Raw genomic sequence first — 20,252 nt, forward strand, 5'->3', positions numbered from 1 at the left:
TTGATGATACTATAATAGCACGTTAAAACTGTCATGCACTGTCAAATACTTTTTTTACTGTCATTTACTGTCAAATGCTGTCACCGCATCTAACTCCTTTGTTGCTATACGCAACAATCGAAAGTAGGTGCTCTCACTACAATTCAACTCATCCATGACTTGCCATCTCGTCATCTTATCGATATAAACCAAACTCAATATAGCCTGACTATCCGTGTTATCCAGAGAGTCAATCAACCCCTGCAGCTCTCTTTGCTTTCTGATCGCTTCAGCGGTCTTCTGCTCTATTTCTTCCTTGGCCGTCAACAGCTCGACATAGATATCATCTTGCTTACGTTTAACGCCTCCCGAAACTTTATCGGCCGAAAATTTCTGACTAGACAAGAGCGAGGCTTCAACCTTGGCTCTTCGTCTAATCAAACTTGCAATATATAGATCAAGGTTTCTTAAATCCTTTAAAATAGCCTTCGCTTTGCTCACTCTCTGTCTCCTTTTTGTGATATAATAATCTTATTGTGATTTTAGCTGAGGAAGAGAGTGCCTTGGCTTTTTTATTTAGTCTTTTTTCGTTACTTTAAACGGGATAATACTTTCAGGCATGTAGTTGACCTCATATTTGTACTGATCTACTTCAGCGCCTTCAAGGTCTTCTACGACATACATATTCCAACTTGTTAGATTTACCATGTGTTTCTTGTAAACGCCCTTTGCAGTCTCAACTAAGATTTCAAGACGTTTGCCTTCGTTTGCTTCCGTCTCTACAGAAATGCGTCCAATGACCTCAAACTCAACTTTATCTGTTTGAGTGTTAATAACTGCCACGCGACGGACAATGTTGAAATTATCTGCTTCTTGACTGACGTTGTAAGAAACCTTTTTGCTTTCACGGCAAGCAGTCAATAATAACAATACACTTAATACTGAAATAACTGCTACAATTTTTTTGATTTTCATTTTTTCTTCCTCCAAAATATCTTTATTTTCGTAGATGTTGCCCACAACTTCATTTTCCTCAATTTTATCTTTCATATATATATATTTATCTTACCAAGTTCGATCATCAATGAATAGCGTCTTGCAGTCTAGACATAGCATGATGCTGACAGGCTTTTGTAAGCCAGTCGAATTATCAATATGATTCCAATCAGTGTGATGATGCATTGAAGATGTCGAATAACAGTTCGGACAAATAAGTTGATTCATTCTTCCACCTTCTTAACTTCCACACCCTCGCAAGAGAAAACCCAGCCGAAGCCCGCTTCTTCGAGTTCTTTTTTTGTAAAACAGCTTTTGTATGCTAGAGAAAAATATATTTTCCGATTTCCATCTTTAGCAAAGTAGTGTTTTGTCGCTCTAATCTTCACCAAATATCGCTTCTCTTTCTCGACCTCGTAGCCATAAACAAACGCTAAATGCAACTTTCTGAGATTATCTTTTGTAGCATATACCCAATCATAAATTTCACTTGGTACTGAGTCGTAATTTAACCCAAACAGGCCACTTTTTAGGTTGCTCAACCAATCCGCAACAAATTGAGGAATTGTAACTTTCTCATATCCAAGCATGCCCTCAAACTTACCTTGTTCATATCCTTCACGCCATATCGCATGGCTGAAATCCCGTTCAAATTCGCTCATGATAGCTTTCAACCAAACTTCTCTGTCATGTAATGGCAATTCTCGCAATCGAGCTAGTACGTTCTTGACATAGCGTGGCGCTTCTTCAGCATGCCCGGAAGATGGTTCGTCAAGTTGATTAACGATTTCTAAAACCAATCCCAAGTCAACCACTTGTGTACATCCTTCTTTGTAACATTCTTTTTCTCCGCAATGATAAATTGCGTGTTTCTTGATTTCTTCAACTAATTCCTGCTTATTCATTTTCCTGTTCCTCCCGCTTGTTTTTCTAGCCAGCTAAAGAGCAGACCGAATTGCTCAGTCACCAGCTCATCATCATTGTATTGTTTACAAATTTCTCCGATTGACGACACTGCCCATAGCCAATAAGCATCTGATCCAAAACCGACCTCTTGACTCTTCTGATTGCTGCGCGCCATCCATTCTGGAATAACCCTGCTAAAGAAATCAATATAATTGATTTTCATGGCAATTCCTCAATCTTGATATAGATCCCGACTGTGTCTGCCCAGAACTTTTCTGCTATTTCGCTGGCCACTTGTGCATCGTCTTGCCAATATCCAAGTTGTGTCATGCAATCCTTGAGCAACTTCTGCAGATTGTCCGTATCTGGCTTTGTGGTCTTGTACTGGCCGTCGTAGCTTTTCTTGATACGAGGAAAGCACCACTTAACCGTCAGTCGAACGGCTCCTTTAATTTTATCAGGAGGCACATGCTGCGCAAGCAAGCTTTCAAATTTCGCTCTGGCATTTTTCAGATCCTCTGGCTCATAAAAGATTGGCTTCCCAAATTGGACATTTACCTTTTTTTGTTGGTGGGTTGTTGTCGGGATTTTTTGCATCGGTAAAAAGAACTCAATAAACATTTTTAAAAATGCACTCCTTTTCTTTTTTTAATTTCGCTTTTAGTCCATGACCCTTGTATATGACAGGGTGCGTTTTAAGCAACCCTGTCTATACAGGTATGGACATGATGGACGACAGGACATTATCTATATATATAATATATAGTTGTCTGTCGCACGACACCACCGTATTTTGCGGTTCTGTCGCGACAACGACACTACCGTATTTTTATAGTGTTGTCGTTATTAGGACACGACCAGAAATTTACGGTTCTGTCGCTGATTTTATTACAGGGATAATATTGCCTGTATTTTTATCTATTTGATATTTTTTAGATGTTTTTATTCGTCTCTCGACAGTTCTAACTGTTATACCTAAATAATCAGCTACATCTTCTTTTGATGGTGGTTCACCATAATTTGCATTTTCGATAGCTTCGTCAAACTCTATCAGCTTTTGCTTTTTATCTTCCTTCGCATTCTTTTTGCGAGTTTCTTTAGCTCTTTGCCAGCTCGGTTTATCATCTTCCAGCTTAATATCCGCAAGCACGCCAGTTTCATCAAGCGCATGCACTGGATAATTGAACCACATATTGACTGGCTTGAACTTGGCAAACTCTCGAAGCGTGCCTTCAACTCGCCACGCAGTCGCTATCTGGATCTTATTGCGAGCTTCTTCGAGCTTGTCTGTGTACGGCGCCCGAGCCATGACATCAGGAATACCTTTTTCAAAGTGCGTTCGCATTTGCGCGGGGCTCAGAAGGTCATCTAAGCCCACATTTTGCTGGTAATAGGCATTGTTTCGCTCTTGCAAGGCCTGTTTGTAAACCTCGCACGCTGCTTGATTCAGGCGCTGAGTCAGTAATTCCTCAGATACTTCCAGCTCGACTAAGTCGATAAGTGCGTCAGGATCCCTAGCAAATACACCTGAACCACTGGCACGGTCCATGGACTTCTTGCCACCTTGAGAACCTTTAGAGTGGTGGTGACAGTAGATAACACTAGAGCCTAGCTCTGTAGCAACCTTATCGAATTGATTGGTGAAGTGCGCCATTTGGTCTGCGCTGTTCTCGTCACCAGTAAGCACCTTGTAAATCGGGTCAATGATGACTGCGATATAATTCTTTTTCAAAGCTCGACGAATGAGCTTAGGTGCTAGCTTGTCCATCGGTACAGTCTTCCCACGAAGGTTCCAGATGTCGATATTCTGGATATTCTGCGGTGCCAATCCCATAGCCTGATAGACATCACGGAAGCGATGCAAGGCAGATGGACGGTCTAGTTCCAGATTGACATAGAAAACACGCCCCTGCGTACAATCCCAGCCTAGCCACTTCTTACCTTCTGCGATTGCGATTGACATTTCAATTAAAGCAAATGACTTACCGGCTTTAGAAGGACCGGCAATCAGCATCTTGTGACCTTGACGAAGGACACCTTTAATCAGCTCAGGAGCCAACTCTGGCAAGTTATCCCAACTGTCAGCTAACCCTTCCGGATCAGACAGGTCGTCATTCAAGTCCTCGATGTACTGGTACCATTCATCCCAATCGGCCTTACCAATGTTAGTATCCACCAAGAATTGCTTCTGCCCATTTCGGATAAATCCCGGCATGCGTGATAGTCTACTTGGATTTCGGTTTTGGGTATCAACTACGATACCGTTTTTTTGGCAGACCTTGTAAAGATAATCAACCCGCTTGCGATATTCCTCGTAATTACCAGCATCTACTTTCACGATAGCGTGCAGGGATTTGTTCCCACTATGGACCAAAGCAACAATCGGCAATTCAAGTTCTTTGTAGATGGCATTTTGCTTGTCGATTGGCATGCTGTCCGATTCAACCAGCGCATAGCGAAAATCTGTCACATTTTCGTTTTTAGCGCCCTTGCCATCCATTGGGTTGAAACGAACCCATGCGCCAGCTTCTTCGTGGTAGTCACCTAGCACTGCACCGATATCGCCATTGCACTGGCTCAATTCTTTAATAAGCTGTCCAGCTGTACGGTCGTACGCTCCCTTTGTAGGTAACCACTTGATGATCTCGCCTGTTTCATCATCAGTCTTTGGATAACACTCAGTCACATAGCCTACATTTTCGCTAGCTTCGAAAAGCGTTTCAAGGTATTTGATGATTTCCTGTACCGGATTCCAAACAGTCGGCTCGTGGATCTCCTTGCCTTCTATCCAATTCTTGTCAATGACCTTATAGTCGCGGTCAATAGTATCGTTCCAGTCTAATTCATGCGCATTCTCGCTATCGTAGCTAGATTGAGACACCCAGCCATTTTCTTTTGCTAGCTGAGTAATAGTCGCACCAGTCACGATCGTTCCTGCTTCTTCGTTGAAGGTATCCCATTTTTTAAAACACTCAAATTTCTTGTACCGGCTATCGTTTTGTGACCAATTATCCCAGTCAGATGCTGTATATCCCTCGTGCTTCAAGGCCATACCCACATTCACCCAAGTATGGTAGTCTACCGTGGCAGGATTGATATAATCCAGCAACGGCAATAAGTTAAAATCATTCTCTGCCACTTTTTTCTCCTTGTCTAAAATAATGTCATCTGCGACACATGACTGTTGATTCTATCTATGGCTTTGCGATAGTATTCTTCATCAATTTCAAAACCGATATAGTTGCGATTAGTGTTAATGCAGGCTATCGCAGTAGTTCCGCTGCCCATGCAGTTGTCCAGCACTACCCCCTCATCATTGGTATATGTCTTTATCAAGTACTCAAACAATTCAACCGGCTTCTGCGTCGGGTGAAAATTGTCTTTTTCGTTGTTGAAAAATAATACACTTCTAGGGAAACGATAGCCATCATTCACAGTTTCGATATCATCCTTTTGCTTTCCATAGTTGCTGCTATGCGTACTATAGGTTGCCTTGTACGGTTTTCCGTAAGTAAACTGCGGATTGTATACTGGCAATTTTTTATAGAACACAAGAATGTTCTCATGCGACTTTAACGGCATTCGATTGGCGTTAAAGTGTCCTGTTGCATTGGATTTTTCCCAAATCCATTCATAACGCAACCATTCTGGCTTGCTCGCTCCTAGCGCTTTATCAAACGGAGTTTGTGCAGTCAGTACAATCGCGCCATTATCTTTGATAATTCGGTCATATTGTTCCCAAAGCTTATTAAACGGCAGTACACTGTCCCAGCTGTTTCGAGTCGTACCATAAGGCAAATCACACAATATCATGTCGATTGACTTGTCAGGGATTTTTTGCATACCGACTAAGCAATCTTCGTTGTAGATTGTATTTAGTTCCATACATCACCCCGGCACATATTCAGCTGGTCGCACGCCTGCTGGCAATCGCCAGCCGTTTGCAGCAATGCGATCAATCATATTTCTGGCTTGGTCAAACTGCCACATGCCGACATCTTTAAAACCACGGCCTTCCAAAAATCGAATTTGCTTTGGCGTAGTCAAGCCTTCAGATTGGCGTTTGTGCAATCTATCCAGCAAGAGATTAGCTTTACCGGCATTGCCGATTTCGTCTGTAAAGATTCCATATTTCTCAAGCGCTTTAATTTGTTTATCGCTAGCGGGCGCCATCTCCCACCCAAAATTTGGAACGTAATTTGATAAATCCTCAGCGTGGATAGACATTTCAAATTGCAATGGATCTACTAGCTTGCGTTTGCGTTTGCGCATTTCTTCCAATTGTTTGGCCAAGGCTTCTTCACGTTGAGCGACAACATCCTCAGCTGCCTTAACTTCCATATCTTCAAGGTCAAGCATGACGCCTGTTTGCTCTTCCATATTCTCAACCATTTTCTGAGCGACTTCTGGAGTCTCACAGATCAAGTGCGCTGGTCGACATAGCTCGTGGCGTTCCGTGTGCCAGAGGAAGTCTAATAAAAGCAGTTCTTCCTTGCCTGGATGCAAGCGAGTCCCACGCCCCACCATCTGACTATACAGCGCCCGCACTTTAGTAGGTCGTAATACGACTACGCAATCTACAGACGGACAGTCCCAGCCTTCAGTCAGTAACATCGAATTACAAAGCACATTGTAGCGGTCATTCTCGAAGTCTTCTAAGACTTCTGCACGATCCTTGGACTCTCCATTTACTTCAGCAGCACGAAAGCCTTTTGCGTTTAGGATGTCGCGAAACTTCTGCGAGGTCTTTACTAGTGGCAAAAATACGACTGTTTTACGATCAGCACATTGCTTGACCATTTCGTCAGCTATCTGCTCCAGATATGGGTCTAGTGCAGTCCCTACGTCACTGGCTTTAAAGTCGCCCGCTGACATGCTGACGTTTGATAAATCTAAGCTAAGCGGAATTGTCAGAGCTTTAATTTTTGACAGATAGCCTTCTTTAATAGCTTGAACTAGTGAATACTCGTAGGCCAAGCTTTCAAAGTAAGAACCAAGATTCTTCATATCTCCACGGTCTGGGGTCGCTGTTACCCCGAGGACATTGGACTGTTCGAAGTATCCAAGGACGCGCTGATAACCATCTGAGATAGCGTGATGGGCTTCATCGACTACGATTGTATCGAACCAGTCAGGAGGAAATTGACTAAGTCTTTTCTCTCTCTGCATGGTCTGAACAGAACCGACCACAACCCGATACCATGAGCCGATAGAGGTATTTCCCGCTTTTTCCAAGGCTGTACCGAGCCCGGTCGCAGTCTTTAGCTTGTCGCTAGCCTGCTCTAACAATTCGGACCTATGAGCAAGGACAAGCACACGCTTGCCCTCTTTCACTTGGTCTTCGATGATTTTGGAAAAGACGATCGTCTTCCCGCATCCTGTCGGTAATACTAAGAGCGTGCGCTTGCGACCTTTAGCCCATTCAGCCTGTACAGCTTCCCGTGCTTCCTGTTGATAAGGTCTTAATTGCATCCCTTACCTCCTAGAATTGCCCGGCTTGGTATCCAGCTTGTGCTTGCGGTTGTTGCGCAAAGTTTGGCTGCTGCGGTTGTTGGTAGCTTGGTTGTGTAGTTTGTCCTTGCGGTTGCTGGTTCAACACTTTTGTATAGTCCACGTCTTCAGGATAGAGCATAGACTTAACTTCGTTGTAATTGTTGTTATTGTATTGTCGAGTTCCGACTTTACATACACCAGTTGCGCCAATGATGGTATTCCAGTTCATGCGAAGTGGTTCGCCTTTTTTCTTTTGGCCAATTGCAGCAAAGAAAGCAGATAACATTCCTTCAGTTGTGCTATGCAAGAATAGGTTGTGGCGCAGTTCGGTTTCGCCTTCGTTAGCGACGATTTTGATGCTAACGATAGCCTTGTTACATGCTGGCAATTTGCCGGGATTTTGTGGATTTGGTGTGTGGCGTGTACGTTCCATGCCAATGACCGTGAAGTGGTACAATCCGTCAGGCAATAGGACGAAATCCGAGTCTTTTTCAATCGTGTCTTCCCATCCAATTTCGTGATCAAAATTATTGTATTGTTGTTGTGTCATGTTGTTTTCTCCTTATGCTAAAATTGTGATTTTGTCGTTTCCTGCAAGTTCTTTCGTCAAATAATCTGCAATATTACTGATAGCTTCCAGCTGCCACTTGCCTCCATCTGCTTCAAAGAGCGCCAGATTTGCCGATTTGTTGATGCGGAAAACGAATTGACTAGCAGGCTGTTCTACTTCGTTGAAAGTACGATATGGCCGCAAAGTTACTGGATTCGGAGTCTTAGCTTGTGCTAGGCTTGCTACACCGTCCCGTACAGTCGCTATTTGGCTAACACCGTTGTCTTGGACTTCAGCACCTTTTTCGATTTTCAAGTGGCTAGCAAAGTCAAGCACAATGCTACGATCTGTGTCGTCAATAAACATAGATTGTAGCATGATATTAAATTCTTCCTGATCGTGCCAGTTGTCAAAAGGAATTCGTGGTACGGCAGCCTGAATACAAACAAGTTGATTGCGTTGTCCGTATTCAAAGTCTACTTGGTCATATACAGATACCTTCTGCGAGCTTTCGATAACTACAACAACTCGCTTTTGATTGATAAGATCATTGTCAGACTTGAGGTAGTCTACCAGACTGCGCAGTGTTCGCAAATTAAGCACCGGCGCATATTGCCGCGGCTGCAGCTCACGCAAACTATGACGGCTGCTGTCGTAGTATTCCCGGCCTGTTTCAGACTTGATGATTTTGTTTTCGCGATCTGCCAATTCGACTGTATAGGATAATGCTTCTTTGAGATTTTCTGTCATGGTTAGTTACCTGCCTTCTTTTGATTGTAATCAATGATTTTAGATTTTTCCTGCTGTTCCACTTTTTCGATTAGTTCGCCAGTGTCCGTTCGCATATCCCCGTTATCGTCAAAGTAAGTCTGACCAGGGATGCCACTCTTGAGCTCATTTGCGTGAATTTTACCAGTATCATCACGGCCGACAATGACAGTCGTTGCGACACCTTTCTGAGGTGCCAGGGTGGACTTGACTTCCATACCTGTTTTAACGACAGTACGCTCATCATCTGTTGACATAGTCAGTGTGATAGTGACCTTACGAGTCGCCTTGGCTTCTGTATTGAGATCCAGAATGTTCTCAAGAACTTTCTCAAGTTCTTTGTCAACCTTTTCTTGTAAGGCAGTATTTGCGATTTTCGACAAATCGATTTTAATAGTTTTATCTTTCATAGATACTCCTTGTTGTATTTCGCTATGATTTCTAATTCCCAGAATCTACACCGTGAAGGGCAAATCTGGCTCAGCTCGTACTTGGTTTTGAATAACTTCCATGGTTGCCTGCCAGTGTGCGACAATCATATCCCAATAATCAGGAGGGAAGTTTTCGATTGGTGTGCCCAGCGGGAAATGACCGCGAATGTATGCCACTTTCTGCAGTTCTTCTTCTGTCACGTTGCCTTGCTCCATGAGGTCTGTCAGACCAGTTGGCAAACTTGCATGATATTGCGCTGATTGTGTTGGTTCAGCTTGAGCTTGTGGCTCCTCAGGGACGCTATTTTGCGGTTTAGCTGCTACTTGCGACATGTCAATTGGTAATTCCGTTTGTGTCGGCTGTGGCTGTGGCTCTGGCGTGGATTGTTGAGGTGCCGGAACGACTGCTTGAGGTTGCGGCGGGATAGGTTGCACTTGTTGACTTGCAAAGATATGAGCAATACCGCTGTAATTAAATGGCAATTCATCAGGCAATCCATGACGATTTTTGGCATCCCAAGCTGGGCGATGGTTAGTGTACATCACGCGCTCGCCACCTTGTGCCTTCTTCTTGCCGTTCTCGGCTGTCATGACCAAGGTTTTGTAGTTGGCGAATAGGACCATATCTGCCCATTCTTTTACGAGCGGTGCGGTTTTAGACCCTGTTTTTTGGCCAAGCTTCAACTCGTAACGGTCGTAAGACCCCATCTCGTCAGGTTGCTCAAATTTTTTAATCTGAGCGTGCGCAGTCAGGACCACGTTGATACCCATATCAACCAAGTCAGACAAGCTATTCAAGAAACGTCCCATTTCTTCTTGGACATAAGTATAACCCTTACCCCAGCCAAAGTCTTCAATTCCTTTCTTTCCATGTTGCGCGCAGACATCAGCTACTGCCATGGACTCCGCCCAGTCGATCGTATCAATGACAAGTGTTCCACATTCTGTCGGATTAGCCTTGATAAAAGCGATCTCATTGACGAGCATAGTCCAGCTTGTCGGCTTGTCTAATCGGGCTACGTCCATGTTATCGGTTGAGCCCTCTGTGTCGATAAAGACTGGATTTGGAAATTCAGCAGCAAACGTAGACTTGCCAATTCCTTCAGGACCATAGATAACTACCTTTTGAGCTCGCGCCCGTTTTCCTCTTGTGATTTGCATGTTTTAAAATCCTCCTTGCCATGTTTTGGGTGCTTGTGCCACCTCTGGCTTAACGCTATACCCGTCTTCAATCAGGATGCTACATTCATCTCCAGTTGATACTCGTGTCGCGATTGCTTGCAGTCCTTCTTGCTCAAGCCATGCCCCAAATTCTTGCAAGGTCTGCTGATCCATTTGTTCCAGCTTATCGATTAGCACGAATCCACATTCTGGCTTCAATTTGCGCACAATAGCAGTCGCCACTTGTAATTGCTGGCTACCAGACATGTTATCCCAGCGCTGGCCAAGATAGAGCAATTCTCCATCATCCACGGACAAGCCTGGCAATGGTAAGTCTGCGTTTGTGAGCAAGTCTGTTTTCTGCTTGCGGATGTCAGCAATCACATTGTCAAGTTCCTTGTATTGCTCGCGATAACCCTTGGCATCTTCTTCTACCTTATCTTTGTCCAAATTAGCTCGAACTTTACGATTGATTTCGTCAATCTCTGCAATGTTCTTTTCGATTTCTTCAGTTGATTCATCGAGAAGATCCATAGCGTCGGTATTTGCGATAGCCAAGTCTTGTGCTAGCTGCTCTTCTTTCGCTTTTGCATCAGCCAGCAATTGTTCCAGTCGTTCAACTTCTGCAACTGCTGAAGCATGCTGATTTTGGATAACTACCAAATTCTGGCGCTTGCGGGCGTTCTCGCCATTTTTTGCAAGAATAGCTTGTTGTTGCTGAATGAGTTCAGCGATAGAGACTAGCTCTTTCGGTGCATCTGGATAGTACGGCTGTTCTTTAGCAAACTTTTCCTTCTGGTCAGCAATCACACCGATTGCATGGCGTTCGTCATACTTGGCTTTTTCTTGCATTTCAAGTTCAGCCAACTGCGGACCTACTCCGATGATTTGCAACAAAGTTTTAGCCTTTTCTTTGCTGGTCTGCTCCATAAACTTCGGCAAGTTGATGGCCAACTCCTCTACAAAGCTGTCTAGCAAGTTTTGACCCGCTTTATTTCCGCTAGGGTCAATGACCTTGAGAGTGCTATTCTTTCCGCTACGCTCCACAATTAGGCCGTTTGAGAGCGTGATTTTAAGACTCGGCGGTATCATGCTGCCTTCACGCTGCGCTTTGCTAGGTTTGTACTTATTACCACCCAACGCCCAAGCAATCGCGTCCAGCACGCTTGTTTTACCTTGATTGTTATTTCCTCCGACGATTGTCAAGCCAGTTGCAGACGGCTCTAGCTTGACTGCTTTCACGCGCTTGACGTTTTCAATTTCGAGTTTATTGATTGTGACCATTGTTATTCTCCAGTCTTCATTTTTTGGTTTCGCAAAGCTAATTCTTGCTCAAACATTTCCAAGCGATATTTCGCGCTACGATAATAATTATTTTTTTCTTTCAGGCGATTGATGATCGCTGTACTAATTGTCATATTCATTACTAGCAGACCAACGCTGACTAGTAAGCCAATCCCTAATATCATTTCAATGTTCATTTCTTACCCTCCCGGAAAATCCGTTTCTCCTGTTGCTTTCCAATGTTGGAACTCGTAATACATCTGATTATGTTTGTTAATCATCATGTCCTGTCGTTTGTTAGTATCAGCCTGCACGCGAATACTTTCGCGATTATCGGCAATCTGTTCCTGCAGCTCGTGGATTTGCCGATTCTGCTTGTCAATCGTCTGCACGCCAGCGATGACCAGTAGTACGATTGCGACTACTTGCAACAGGACCAGTCTTTTTAGATCTTTTAGACTCATTTATCTTCACCCCACGAAATTTCGAAACAAATTCCTGATGGGATACATTTCTTGCTGCCTGAGTATCCTGCTAACCAATACCGCGTAATCGTTTTTGCGATAACATCATCCAAACTAAAATAGTGTTTTTTAATATTATCATCCACAGCGTTTCTAATTTCGTTGTGGCTAAATCTAATGCTTTTCCCTCCTAAATTCGCCTCTTTGCGAATCCAAGTGTTGATGATTTTGATTGCTTCGTCAGAAGCCATCCGACCGATTTGATCACGCGCTTCAGCAGTTAATTGTTTTGCTGTTTCAATTTTTATGATTTTGCTCATTTTCTTCATCCTTTCTTAAACGTTACAATCTTGTCGCCACCGATCAGCTTACCGCCTCGTGGCACAACTTCAAAAGACACGCCTTCTGCTGACTTCTTAAGCTCAGCTAGCTCGTTTTTAACGACTTCAACCGGCTTCTTAGCTAGATTGTTCTTGTAGATATTGCCCAACATCCAATTATCACGCTCCCAATCTAAAATTAGGCGTCTTTGTTCAATATTTTGCATCTAATCACTCCTTTTGCTATAATTAAGTAAATATTTTGGTTTGCTGCCGACAATCTTGTCGGTAGCTTTTTTTATTCAAAATCTTTGCCAATTGTCGTTGTACCAAACTCGTACTGCATCTCGCGGGTACCTCAATTGTGTGCCTCTGCCTCTGTCAATGACCGGGAAATCACTAAAACACGTGTATCGCTCAAAAGTTGTCGTTGAGCAGCCTAGCATCTTCATACATTGTTGCTGGGTTAATTCCAACGGCAGAGCATTCTCAATGTCAAATTGTTGTGTGATTTCCAGAAGCGCTGATCGCACGCCGTCTTTTATTTTATTGACGAAAGACAGGATAATTCCGTCATCCATGCTACTCCTTTCTGTTTAAAATATACTAATTTTCGTACATTTGGGTAAAAAAATTAAGCCGGTGTCTGATGCTCGCTGAAAAGGTATTCTAATTCGTATTCCGGGAAGAATGTTTTTTTGATTACAACAGTCTCTCCGAAAGTGAAGTCAGAATCCCCGTTGATTTTGCTTCGGACAGTTTGGTATCTAACGCCAAGAAGATCAGCGATGTCGACAAGACTTACATTCTTTTCTTTTCTGACCAATTCGATATTTTTCATTTCGGCCCCTTTCTTTATTTGATGATTTTAGTATATACTAATTTTCGTACATTGTCAACAAAAAAATACGATTTTTTTAACTTTTTTTATTTACATATACAATTTATTGTAGTATCATATAGTAAACAAAACAAAAACGGAGGTGTTTCTCTTGGAAATTGAAGAAAAATTAAAAGAGATGATAGAAGAAAAATCCGGAAACGTGAGAAATTTTTCAATCGAAAATGAAATCCCGTATACAACAGTTCGTTCAATTCTTGAACGGGGGGTGTTGAATGCAAAAGCTGAGACGGTATTTGCGATTTGCAGGGCTTTAAACATAAGTCCAGAAACCTTAGTTGATGGGGATTTTAACAAATCAAACAACATAATATTAGGCGACAATCACGGTGTGAATGGTCTGTCGGGTGGAAGTGGAAATACAAACACTTATAATTTTGGTGGAGATTGCAAAAAGCAAGATAACCACAACGATAGCATGAAAGCTCTTAGTGTAGCTGACGTGAAAATGTCGCGCTCGTTGCTGAATGCCCAAATAGAAACGGTTAATAAATTAGATAAAATCATTGAATTACTGGAAGAGCAAAATAAAATTTTGTCAAACACGAAAGGAGGTGGATATCGTGAGAGATGTTGAAGTTCCTTGGTACATTTCAGGGCAAATGCTAGTCGGAGTCGGAGTTGGAAGCTTCGTTCTAGGTTTTTTGTTCCCACCCTTGTTTCTAGGATTGTTAGTGGAGATTGTATTGTTACTTATTCGGTTAGTCTTTGAGATTCGTCATCCATTGCCTAAGGAGGTCAGAGAAGAAGCTAGACAGCAATTAAAAGAGATTGTGGCGGATATTGGGGTTGTCAAGTGTCCTTACTGCCGTTCTAAAGAGGTCCAATTCATGCAGCAACAACGCAAAGGATTTTCGTTTGGTAAAGCCGTGGGCGGTACCTTGTTAGCTGGCGGGGTTGGGAGTTTGGCAGGATTCGCAGGCAAAAAAGGCAGGTTACAATGGCATTGCAAAAATTGCGGACGCACCTTCACTACAAATAAATAAACGTAAGCAGGCTTTTATGTCTGCTAAAATTTTAAGGAATACACAATGGCAAGTTTTAGAAAAAGAGACGGCTCTTGGGAATACCGCATATCCTACAAGGCCCTAGATGGCTCATATAAGCAGAAATCAAAGCGGGGGTATCGTACTAAGGCTGACGCTCAAAGAGCGGCCGCAGAAGTCGAAAGAGAGCTATCGGACGGCTTGTTTATCAATCGGGACCAGTCGCTAGAAGAGTATTACCAAAAGTGGTCAGAGGTACATAAGAAGCCTAATGTATCAGCCGTGACCTGGAAGAAATATCTCTATACTGCAGCCAAGATTAAACTATACTTTGGCCAGGCTAAACTAACCAGCATCACAGCCACACATTACCAGCAAGTCATCAATGACTTTGCGGCTACGCATTCCCAGGAGACTGTTGAAAAATTCCATGCCCACGTCAAAGCCTGCGCTAAAATGGCGGTACACGAAGGAATCATCAAAAGGAATTTCTGTGAGTTCGCCCTGGTCAAGTCTGAAAATAAGGGTTATGATCCGGAGACCAAGCTACTGACCATGGAAGAGTATCAGCATGTCCTGGAAGCGACCAAGGCCAAGCGAGATATCAAGACCTATTTCTGCATCTACCTTATCGCAGTTACTGGCATGCGCTTTGCAGAAGCCCAGGGACTGACCCTGAATGATGTAGACTACGAACAATTAGAAATAAGCATAAATAAGACTTTCAACTCGGTCCAGAGTTCCGATTTTATGCCGACCAAAAACCCAAGCTCGGTCCGGACAGTGCCAATTAGTCGGCAAACAGCCAGCTACATAAAAGATTATATCGCTACAACCTACGAACCAAACCAATCACAGCGCTTGTTTTTCGGGGTTTCAAATACAATTGCAAACAAGATTTTAAAAAAGATAGTCGGTCGCAATGTCCATATCCACGCCTTGCGGCATACATTTGCCAGCTACCTGATAGCCCAGGGGATTGAATTAATTTCCATTTCCCAGCTGCTTGGTCACAAAGACCTGACGACCACACTCAAGGTCTACGCTCACCAGCTGGACGCCGTCAAAGACCGCTCAGAGGATAAAGTAAGAAGCTTGTTTTAAAATTTATTTTGGGCGAGTTTTGGGAGAATATAACAAAAACCCTTGATTTACAAGGGTTTCTTCTGTGTATTTATGCTAATTGCCGGGATCGAACCGGCGACCTCATCCTTACCATGGATGCGCTCTGCCTACTGAGCTAAATCAGCATTACCTATCTACTATATCATGTAGATAGATACTTGTCAATATTCTTTCTCATTTTTTTGCAAAATATTGGTCCCTAGTCAGATAATAATGCACCCGCGTCACTATGCGCCCTTCCTCATGCTCGTCCATGGCTGCGTAGGGCTCTTCGTGCGAAAAAATCATACCTGACTTTTGCATGACACGACCAGATGCTGGATTATCCGCATCGTGCAGCGCTACAATTTTATTCATCCCGATTTCCTCAAAAGCCAACTCAAGCACCGCCCGATTGGCCTCCGTCGTATAGCCCTGATTCCAGTATTTTTTATTGATAATATAGCCGATAGCTGCCGTTTTCAAATCCAAGCGGATCTTATGCAGGTCAATCGTCCCGATAAAGTCGCCAGTCTCCTTCAGCTCGATGCCCCAGCGTCCCAAAGGATTAGCTAGGTAAAACAAGGCAATATTATTGCGGGTTTCTTCTAGATTTTTGTTAGCCTCAAAGGTATAGCGAACATTTTCCTCATCCGAAGCATATTCAAACATGGCTGGTGCGTCATCCAAAGTCACTGGGCGCAAGATTAATCGTTCCGTCTCAAATCTGGAATGTTGGCTCAGTTTAACATAGATATTTTCCATCTCTTCCTCCTGATTTTTCTTAACAGAATAGCATAATTCCCTGACTAAAACAATCCTTTTTTTCTTGCTTTTTGCGACAGTTTCCTTTAAAATGAAAACATCACAATAATTGACCTAGGTTCCTTTGTAGTCCTGTATTCGGAGATCCTAGCGTCAGAAAAAGGAGTAAAGCTATATGTTAATCGGAATTCCAAGAGAAATTAAAAATAATGAAAATCGCGTTGCCCTGACGCCAGCTGGTGTGCACAGCCTTGTAGGAAAAGGCCATCAGGTTCTGATCGAGACAAATGCTGGACTTGGATCTGGCTTTGCAGATGCAGACTATGAAAAGCAAGGTGCAAAAATCGTTGCCACTGCTGCTGAAGCTTGGGCAGCTGAGTTGGTTGTTAAGGTTAAAGAACCGTTGGAAACTGAATATCAGTACTTGCGTGAGGACCTCCTACTCTTCACTTACCTGCACATGGCCGCTGCTCCCGAATTAGCCCAAGCTATGGTAACTGCTAAAACTACCGGGGTAGCCTACGAGACTGTACGTGACGGACAAGGACAACTACCACTCTTAGTACCTATGAGTGAGGTTGCTGGTCGTATGGCGGTTCAAATCGGAGCTCATTTCCTAACCAAGCAAACAGGCGGATCTGGCGTTCTCCTTGGCGGTGTCCCCGGAGTGCCAAAAGGTAAAGTCACCATTATCGGAGGCGGTGTTGTAGGAACTCATGCAGCCCGTATCGCTCTGGGACTAGGCGCTCAAGTTACGATTCTCGATATTAGTGCCAAACGTTTATCCGTACTAGAAGAAGTCTTTGGCAACCAAATCCAAACCCTCATGTCCAATCCATTTAACATCGAGGCAAGCGTCCGTGAAGCAGATGTCGTGATTGGAGCTGTGCTCATTCCTGGTGCTAAGGCTCCAAAACTGGTGACTGACGATATGGTGAAGCAAATGCGCCCCGGTTCTGTTATTGTTGACGTGGCCGTTGACCAAGGTGGCGTTATCGAGACTGCTGACCGCGTGACAACCCACGATGAGCCAGTCTATGAGAAACACGGTGTTCTCCACTATGCAGTAGCCAATATCCCTGGTGCCGTGGCTCGCACTTCTACCATCGCCCTGACCAATGTCACCCTTCCTTATATCGAAGCCTTGGCTGGCAAAGGCTTCAAACAAGCTATTGCAGACGACGCTGGATTGCGGGAAGGTGTCACAACTTATCATGGCCACATCACTAGCCAACCTGTTGCAGAAGGCTTGAACCTCGATTACACCTCTATTGACGAACTTGTCTAATCTTTTTTCCTCTTATATACAAAACCCGAAGGAACTTCTAGTCCTTCGGGTTTCATTTGTTTTAAATTTGAATTTGGTATCACACTGCCATCCATTTAGGCAAAATCAACATTGCTCCAAATCTTTAAATTATCAAATATATTACTCTTTAATAGTTATTTCACAAGAAGTATATAATACCAGTGATTCCTATTCCTGACTAGGCTCTTCTTTCTGGTAAAGATTCATCCCGACCTCCGTATCCTCGACCAGAATATCATCAGTCTGCCCCAACAACAGCAAAGCGATGTAAAAGTCACCAACACAGCCTGCTGCATGAAGACTAGCTAAAGGCATGTAGAGAGTTGAACTGAGCAAGCCCAGCATGGCCAACAAGGTCAGAAGCAAGCTAATCAAAACAAAGGGAGCCAAACCAATGACCAAGAAGTCCTTACGATGGTAGAAGGTTCCTGGACTAGTCGCATAGGCCATCCCATTTTTAAAACCAAACTTAACCTTGGCTTTCCCTTTACTAAAAAACCTGAAGAAGAAACCGTGGATGTACTCATGGATGATGACAAGGATAAAGGTAAAAACTAACAAATAGGCCAGATCTAGACCCGAAAAATCATAATGATCAGCTCGGAATATTAACTGGGTCAATTTCGCAAAAAGCATGGAGAAAGGAAAAATCAGCAAGAGCCCCGCTACATTTAGACCGATTACATATTTCTTTTCTTCCATAAAGTTGATTTTTTTGATTAATTTCATGATGAACTCCTTTTGAGCCGACAAACAGCTTATTTGAAATATCTTTTAACTGCTTGATAAGACTCCGCATTGATATAGACAAAAATAATGGTTAAAACAATCATACCAGAAGCGACCTGCATTGGTGTCCCAGCTCCAAGAATAAAGAGCAAGACATAAAGGCCTGGAATGAGGCGCTGATTGAGGTTGAAGAGGGTCAAAAAGCTTTGTTCATAATGAGCCTGCAACTCCCCTTCATCATAGGACAGCGCATAGTCCTTCATCTCCTCAATGGTTGGCATAGCAGATAATTTATATTGACGAACCTTCTGAGTGGTTTTCAATACAAGAATTTGACCTAAAATCAAAGCAAGAAACAGTGCAATATCATAAAATGGAATGTGAATCGCCGTTTCTGACCTTAGTAGCGGACCTAGGTAGCTCACTCCTACAAAGAGGGTGAATAGAGTCAGAGCAGACGAAATATTATATAAAATCGTCGCATATTCTAGGGTTTTAAAAGTTTGACGATAGAGCTCATAGCTTTTATCATCATCTTCTTCTCTCTGGTAAGCCCCGTGAACTTTATGCGTCTGATAGAGCAAGAAAAAGGTTACGGGATAGAGAATGATCAAACTCGCTCGACCAATGTTCTTCAGCAGTTCAACATTTAAGACGGTCGGCCAAGAGAAATGCTCAAAATGAGTCATTATAAAACCGACTACTCCTCCTCCTAATATAGCAGCAAGAATGAAGATGCCGATATTTCTCAATATTCTTTTCTTTGTTGACATTGTTTTCTCCTATACTTAAATAAGCGCAGTCAGCCAAGCCATGACTTGACTAATAAAGTCAGAGGCAGGTTCCAGTATTTCACGGCCAAATAAAGGTAAAATAATCAGCACTGTCATCAGAAAAATAAAGTGATTTCTGACTTTTTTGCTCATTTTATTCCACAAATAATCCTTTTGGAACCATCCTGCCAGATAGGCATAGCCCAAGGCTACAAAAATCCCTAACTCAGTTGATGCCAGCACTACAACTGCGAAGATCAGACGAATATAAGCTACCTTTATCCCAAAATAATCCGCCAAACCTGCACAGACACCAGCAATTTTTGCTTGTTCTTCGTTAACTTTAAAATTTTCCATAAATTCTTGCATTGTTTTTCTCCTTGTTTTACTTTCCGTCACTTGCGGAAAAGCACTAATATACTTACACAGCTTATCAGGATTAGCTCAAGTACTACTCTGATACAGAACTCGCTTACTAGTCTTCAAGACAAGATGGCTAGCATAAAATTTCTCCAGCAACTGATTACTCCTAACGGCCTACTCTTCCTCCACTAGGCGAAAGACATTTTCGACACTTTCGTTGAAAATCTGAGCAATTTTGAGAGCAATGACCACGGAGGGCGTGTATTCATCCCGCTCCAGCAAGCTAATCGTTTGCCGCGACACGCCGGCCTTCTTGGCTAAGTCAGTTTGATTCAGCCCATCTCTAGCCCTCAGCTCTTTGAGTCGATTTTTCAGCTTCATGACAACACCTCTCAGTTTTCTTTCAGTTCAACAGACTTGATATCGTCGATGCGCATGAGCTTGATTCTTGCTTGACCCTTTTTATTAGTATTCCTCAGCTTAACCCAATCGTCATCGGCATCAACTACCTCCCAGCAATCTGTCCCGAAAAGTTCACCGACTATGATCGGTTTTTTCCCAATCATTTCTTTAAAAAAACGTGACATTTCTCCACTCCTTTCCTTATTTCTCTCTAAACGTTTCAACTTCCTTTTCACCTTGTTCAATTCACTGGATGATATCAGCCACAAACCAGAAAATATCGGAAGTAGACACCAAAACAGTATCTCCATTAGTCCCTCCTTTTATCTTTTCTTCTTAACTTAAATACATTGTAACAGATTCTTTTCTTTTTGACAAGTATATTTGTCAAAAAAATAAATATTTTTGTCAGAAAGACTTGGATCCTTTACAAAAAAAGAAGTGAAAAAGACCAGGACTGAATCCTGATCTTAAAAAACATACTACAATTTACCTGCTACGGCATCCAACAAGTCTTGGATTTTCGCTTGGTTGCTTCCTCCTGCCATGGCCATGTCTGGTTTACCAC

Annotated in this window: 28 protein-coding genes and 1 tRNA gene; 4 read left to right on the top strand and 25 right to left on the bottom strand. The window is 42.9% G+C overall.

Going from position 1 to position 20,252, the window contains the following annotated elements; all coding sequences use genetic code 11:
* Nucleotides 1-60: 60 nt before the first annotated feature.
* From Q0191_RS03700 to Q0191_RS03785, 18 genes are all read right to left on the bottom strand, one after another.
* Nucleotides 61-480, bottom strand: a complete 420-nt coding sequence (locus Q0191_RS03700; protein ID WP_297663949.1) for a DUF1492 domain-containing protein — start codon at nucleotides 478-480, stop codon at nucleotides 61-63.
* 75 nt (nucleotides 481-555) lie between these two features.
* Nucleotides 556-954: a hypothetical protein gene (locus Q0191_RS03705; RefSeq protein WP_297664001.1), complete on the bottom strand. Its 399-nt coding sequence runs from the start codon at nucleotides 952-954 to the stop codon at nucleotides 556-558.
* Nucleotides 955-1,199: 245 nt separating this feature from the next.
* On the bottom strand, nucleotides 1,200-1,880 hold the full coding sequence (locus tag Q0191_RS03710) for a DUF1642 domain-containing protein (protein ID WP_297663950.1): 681 nt from the start codon (nucleotides 1,878-1,880) through the stop codon (nucleotides 1,200-1,202).
* The gene (locus Q0191_RS03715) at nucleotides 1,877-2,104 is read right to left on the bottom strand and encodes a hypothetical protein (protein WP_297663951.1); all 228 of its coding nucleotides are present in this window, start codon (nucleotides 2,102-2,104) and stop codon (nucleotides 1,877-1,879) included. Before Q0191_RS03715 ends, Q0191_RS03710 begins: the two co-directional genes overlap by 4 nt.
* Nucleotides 2,101-2,502: a RusA family crossover junction endodeoxyribonuclease gene (locus tag Q0191_RS03720; protein WP_297663953.1), complete on the bottom strand. Its 402-nt coding sequence runs from the start codon at nucleotides 2,500-2,502 to the stop codon at nucleotides 2,101-2,103. The genes Q0191_RS03715 and Q0191_RS03720 overlap by 4 nt, the downstream gene beginning before the upstream one ends.
* Before the next feature lie 244 nt (nucleotides 2,503-2,746).
* On the bottom strand, nucleotides 2,747-5,020 hold the full coding sequence (locus Q0191_RS03725; protein ID WP_297663955.1) for an AAA family ATPase: 2,274 nt from the start codon (nucleotides 5,018-5,020) through the stop codon (nucleotides 2,747-2,749).
* A gap of 14 nt (nucleotides 5,021-5,034) precedes the next feature.
* The gene (locus tag Q0191_RS03730; protein ID WP_297663958.1) at nucleotides 5,035-5,766 is read right to left on the bottom strand and encodes a site-specific DNA-methyltransferase; all 732 of its coding nucleotides are present in this window, start codon (nucleotides 5,764-5,766) and stop codon (nucleotides 5,035-5,037) included.
* Between the two features lie 3 nt (nucleotides 5,767-5,769).
* Nucleotides 5,770-7,353, bottom strand: coding sequence for a DEAD/DEAH box helicase (locus Q0191_RS03735; RefSeq protein ID WP_297663960.1), 1,584 nt, complete (start codon nucleotides 7,351-7,353; stop codon nucleotides 5,770-5,772).
* Between the two features lie 10 nt (nucleotides 7,354-7,363).
* Entirely contained in the window at nucleotides 7,364-7,924 is a 561-nt protein-coding gene (locus Q0191_RS03740; RefSeq protein ID WP_297663962.1) for a hypothetical protein, read from the bottom strand.
* Nucleotides 7,925-7,936: 12 nt separating this feature from the next.
* Nucleotides 7,937-8,674, bottom strand: a complete 738-nt coding sequence (locus Q0191_RS03745) for a hypothetical protein (protein ID WP_297663964.1) — start codon at nucleotides 8,672-8,674, stop codon at nucleotides 7,937-7,939.
* 2 nt (nucleotides 8,675-8,676) lie between these two features.
* Nucleotides 8,677-9,102 (bottom strand): hypothetical protein, encoded by a 426-nt coding sequence (locus tag Q0191_RS03750; protein WP_125447524.1) that lies wholly within the window; start codon nucleotides 9,100-9,102, stop codon nucleotides 8,677-8,679.
* A 45-nt stretch (nucleotides 9,103-9,147) separates the two neighbouring features.
* Nucleotides 9,148-10,284, bottom strand: coding sequence for an ATP-binding protein (locus Q0191_RS03755; RefSeq protein ID WP_297663967.1), 1,137 nt, complete (start codon nucleotides 10,282-10,284; stop codon nucleotides 9,148-9,150).
* A 3-nt stretch (nucleotides 10,285-10,287) separates the two neighbouring features.
* On the bottom strand, nucleotides 10,288-11,568 hold the full coding sequence (locus tag Q0191_RS03760; protein ID WP_297663969.1) for an AAA family ATPase: 1,281 nt from the start codon (nucleotides 11,566-11,568) through the stop codon (nucleotides 10,288-10,290).
* A gap of 2 nt (nucleotides 11,569-11,570) precedes the next feature.
* A complete protein-coding gene (locus Q0191_RS03765) occupies nucleotides 11,571-11,765 on the bottom strand; it encodes a hypothetical protein (RefSeq protein WP_297663971.1) in 195 nt (64 codons plus the stop codon).
* Between the two features lie 3 nt (nucleotides 11,766-11,768).
* Nucleotides 11,769-11,999 (bottom strand): hypothetical protein, encoded by a 231-nt coding sequence (locus Q0191_RS03770; protein ID WP_297663973.1) that lies wholly within the window; start codon nucleotides 11,997-11,999, stop codon nucleotides 11,769-11,771.
* 29 nt (nucleotides 12,000-12,028) lie between these two features.
* A complete protein-coding gene (locus Q0191_RS03775; protein WP_297663975.1) occupies nucleotides 12,029-12,352 on the bottom strand; it encodes a hypothetical protein in 324 nt (107 codons plus the stop codon).
* A gap of 5 nt (nucleotides 12,353-12,357) precedes the next feature.
* The gene (locus Q0191_RS03780; protein ID WP_297663977.1) at nucleotides 12,358-12,579 is read right to left on the bottom strand and encodes a hypothetical protein; all 222 of its coding nucleotides are present in this window, start codon (nucleotides 12,577-12,579) and stop codon (nucleotides 12,358-12,360) included.
* A 407-nt stretch (nucleotides 12,580-12,986) separates the two neighbouring features.
* Nucleotides 12,987-13,193 carry a helix-turn-helix transcriptional regulator gene (locus tag Q0191_RS03785; protein WP_297663979.1) on the bottom strand — a complete coding sequence of 69 codons (207 nt, stop codon included), beginning with the start codon at nucleotides 13,191-13,193 and terminating at the stop codon, nucleotides 12,987-12,989.
* A 151-nt stretch (nucleotides 13,194-13,344) separates the two neighbouring features.
* Here Q0191_RS03785 and Q0191_RS03790 point away from each other — a divergent pair, with 151 nt between their 5' ends.
* Genes Q0191_RS03790 through Q0191_RS03800 form a run of 3 tightly spaced genes read left to right on the top strand, consistent with a single transcriptional unit; the run spans nucleotide 13,345 to nucleotide 15,343 of the window.
* A complete protein-coding gene (locus tag Q0191_RS03790) occupies nucleotides 13,345-13,830 on the top strand; it encodes a hypothetical protein (RefSeq protein WP_297663981.1) in 486 nt (161 codons plus the stop codon).
* Nucleotides 13,817-14,239: a hypothetical protein gene (locus tag Q0191_RS03795; RefSeq protein ID WP_297663983.1), complete on the top strand. Its 423-nt coding sequence runs from the start codon at nucleotides 13,817-13,819 to the stop codon at nucleotides 14,237-14,239. The genes Q0191_RS03790 and Q0191_RS03795 overlap by 14 nt, the downstream gene beginning before the upstream one ends.
* A gap of 45 nt (nucleotides 14,240-14,284) precedes the next feature.
* Nucleotides 14,285-15,343, top strand: coding sequence for a tyrosine-type recombinase/integrase (locus Q0191_RS03800; RefSeq protein WP_297663986.1), 1,059 nt, complete (start codon nucleotides 14,285-14,287; stop codon nucleotides 15,341-15,343).
* Between the two features lie 73 nt (nucleotides 15,344-15,416).
* Here the strand turns inward: Q0191_RS03800 and Q0191_RS03805 are convergent.
* A tRNA-Thr gene (locus Q0191_RS03805) sits at nucleotides 15,417-15,489 on the bottom strand.
* Nucleotides 15,490-15,538: 49 nt separating this feature from the next.
* The gene (locus tag Q0191_RS03810) at nucleotides 15,539-16,108 is read right to left on the bottom strand and encodes a GNAT family N-acetyltransferase (RefSeq protein WP_297663988.1); all 570 of its coding nucleotides are present in this window, start codon (nucleotides 16,106-16,108) and stop codon (nucleotides 15,539-15,541) included.
* A 175-nt stretch (nucleotides 16,109-16,283) separates the two neighbouring features.
* Between Q0191_RS03810 and ald the strand changes: the two genes are divergently transcribed.
* Nucleotides 16,284-17,396, top strand: a complete 1,113-nt coding sequence (ald, locus tag Q0191_RS03815; RefSeq protein ID WP_297663990.1) for an alanine dehydrogenase — start codon at nucleotides 16,284-16,286, stop codon at nucleotides 17,394-17,396.
* A 189-nt stretch (nucleotides 17,397-17,585) separates the two neighbouring features.
* On the opposite strand, the gene Q0191_RS03820 is transcribed toward ald, so the two are convergent.
* The 5 genes from Q0191_RS03820 to Q0191_RS03840 form a co-directional block, all read right to left on the bottom strand.
* Nucleotides 17,586-18,146, bottom strand: a complete 561-nt coding sequence (locus Q0191_RS03820; RefSeq protein WP_297663993.1) for a DUF3267 domain-containing protein — start codon at nucleotides 18,144-18,146, stop codon at nucleotides 17,586-17,588.
* 29 nt (nucleotides 18,147-18,175) lie between these two features.
* Nucleotides 18,176-18,919, bottom strand: coding sequence for a DUF3169 family protein (locus Q0191_RS03825; RefSeq protein ID WP_297663994.1), 744 nt, complete (start codon nucleotides 18,917-18,919; stop codon nucleotides 18,176-18,178).
* 15 nt (nucleotides 18,920-18,934) lie between these two features.
* Nucleotides 18,935-19,288, bottom strand: a complete 354-nt coding sequence (locus Q0191_RS03830; RefSeq protein WP_297663996.1) for a PspC domain-containing protein — start codon at nucleotides 19,286-19,288, stop codon at nucleotides 18,935-18,937.
* Between the two features lie 168 nt (nucleotides 19,289-19,456).
* The gene (locus Q0191_RS03835; protein WP_005590740.1) at nucleotides 19,457-19,663 is read right to left on the bottom strand and encodes a helix-turn-helix transcriptional regulator; all 207 of its coding nucleotides are present in this window, start codon (nucleotides 19,661-19,663) and stop codon (nucleotides 19,457-19,459) included.
* A gap of 11 nt (nucleotides 19,664-19,674) precedes the next feature.
* Nucleotides 19,675-19,869 carry an aspartyl-tRNA synthetase gene (locus tag Q0191_RS03840; protein WP_297663999.1) on the bottom strand — a complete coding sequence of 65 codons (195 nt, stop codon included), beginning with the start codon at nucleotides 19,867-19,869 and terminating at the stop codon, nucleotides 19,675-19,677.
* Between the last annotated feature and the right edge of the window lie 383 nt (nucleotides 19,870-20,252).

It is taken from the genome of uncultured Streptococcus sp., assembly GCF_938036805.1.
Lineage (GTDB): Bacteria > Bacillota > Bacilli > Lactobacillales > Streptococcaceae > Streptococcus.

Excerpts from the sequence above, each read along its gene's own strand:
- Q0191_RS03705 (WP_297664001.1), bottom strand. The coding sequence starts at position 954 with ATGAAAATCAAAAAAATTGTAGCAGTTATTTCAGTATTAAGTGTATTG.
- Q0191_RS03710 (WP_297663950.1), bottom strand. The coding sequence starts at position 1,880 with ATGAATAAGCAGGAATTAGTTGAAGAAATCAAGAAACACGCAATTTAT.
- Q0191_RS03715 (WP_297663951.1), bottom strand. The coding sequence starts at position 2,104 with ATGAAAATCAATTATATTGATTTCTTTAGCAGGGTTATTCCAGAATGG.
- Q0191_RS03720 (WP_297663953.1), bottom strand. The coding sequence starts at position 2,502 with ATGTTTATTGAGTTCTTTTTACCGATGCAAAAAATCCCGACAACAACC.
- Q0191_RS03730 (WP_297663958.1), bottom strand. The coding sequence starts at position 5,766 with ATGGAACTAAATACAATCTACAACGAAGATTGCTTAGTCGGTATGCAA.
- Q0191_RS03735 (WP_297663960.1), bottom strand. The coding sequence starts at position 7,353 with ATGCAATTAAGACCTTATCAACAGGAAGCACGGGAAGCTGTACAGGCT.
- Q0191_RS03740 (WP_297663962.1), bottom strand. The coding sequence starts at position 7,924 with ATGACACAACAACAATACAATAATTTTGATCACGAAATTGGATGGGAA.
- Q0191_RS03745 (WP_297663964.1), bottom strand. The coding sequence starts at position 8,674 with ATGACAGAAAATCTCAAAGAAGCATTATCCTATACAGTCGAATTGGCA.
- Q0191_RS03750 (WP_125447524.1), bottom strand. The coding sequence starts at position 9,102 with ATGAAAGATAAAACTATTAAAATCGATTTGTCGAAAATCGCAAATACT.
- Q0191_RS03755 (WP_297663967.1), bottom strand. The coding sequence starts at position 10,284 with ATGCAAATCACAAGAGGAAAACGGGCGCGAGCTCAAAAGGTAGTTATC.
- Q0191_RS03760 (WP_297663969.1), bottom strand. The coding sequence starts at position 11,568 with ATGGTCACAATCAATAAACTCGAAATTGAAAACGTCAAGCGCGTGAAA.
- Q0191_RS03765 (WP_297663971.1), bottom strand. The coding sequence starts at position 11,765 with ATGAACATTGAAATGATATTAGGGATTGGCTTACTAGTCAGCGTTGGT.
- Q0191_RS03775 (WP_297663975.1), bottom strand. The coding sequence starts at position 12,352 with ATGAGCAAAATCATAAAAATTGAAACAGCAAAACAATTAACTGCTGAA.
- Q0191_RS03780 (WP_297663977.1), bottom strand. The coding sequence starts at position 12,579 with ATGCAAAATATTGAACAAAGACGCCTAATTTTAGATTGGGAGCGTGAT.
- Q0191_RS03785 (WP_297663979.1), bottom strand. The coding sequence starts at position 13,193 with ATGAAAAATATCGAATTGGTCAGAAAAGAAAAGAATGTAAGTCTTGTC.
- Q0191_RS03800 (WP_297663986.1), top strand. The coding sequence starts at position 14,285 with ATGGCAAGTTTTAGAAAAAGAGACGGCTCTTGGGAATACCGCATATCC.
- Q0191_RS03810 (WP_297663988.1), bottom strand. The coding sequence starts at position 16,108 with ATGGAAAATATCTATGTTAAACTGAGCCAACATTCCAGATTTGAGACG.
- ald (WP_297663990.1), top strand. The coding sequence starts at position 16,284 with ATGTTAATCGGAATTCCAAGAGAAATTAAAAATAATGAAAATCGCGTT.
- Q0191_RS03820 (WP_297663993.1), bottom strand. The coding sequence starts at position 18,146 with ATGAAATTAATCAAAAAAATCAACTTTATGGAAGAAAAGAAATATGTA.
- Q0191_RS03825 (WP_297663994.1), bottom strand. The coding sequence starts at position 18,919 with ATGTCAACAAAGAAAAGAATATTGAGAAATATCGGCATCTTCATTCTT.
- Q0191_RS03830 (WP_297663996.1), bottom strand. The coding sequence starts at position 19,288 with ATGCAAGAATTTATGGAAAATTTTAAAGTTAACGAAGAACAAGCAAAA.
- Q0191_RS03835 (WP_005590740.1), bottom strand. The coding sequence starts at position 19,663 with ATGAAGCTGAAAAATCGACTCAAAGAGCTGAGGGCTAGAGATGGGCTG.
- Q0191_RS03840 (WP_297663999.1), bottom strand. The coding sequence starts at position 19,869 with ATGTCACGTTTTTTTAAAGAAATGATTGGGAAAAAACCGATCATAGTC.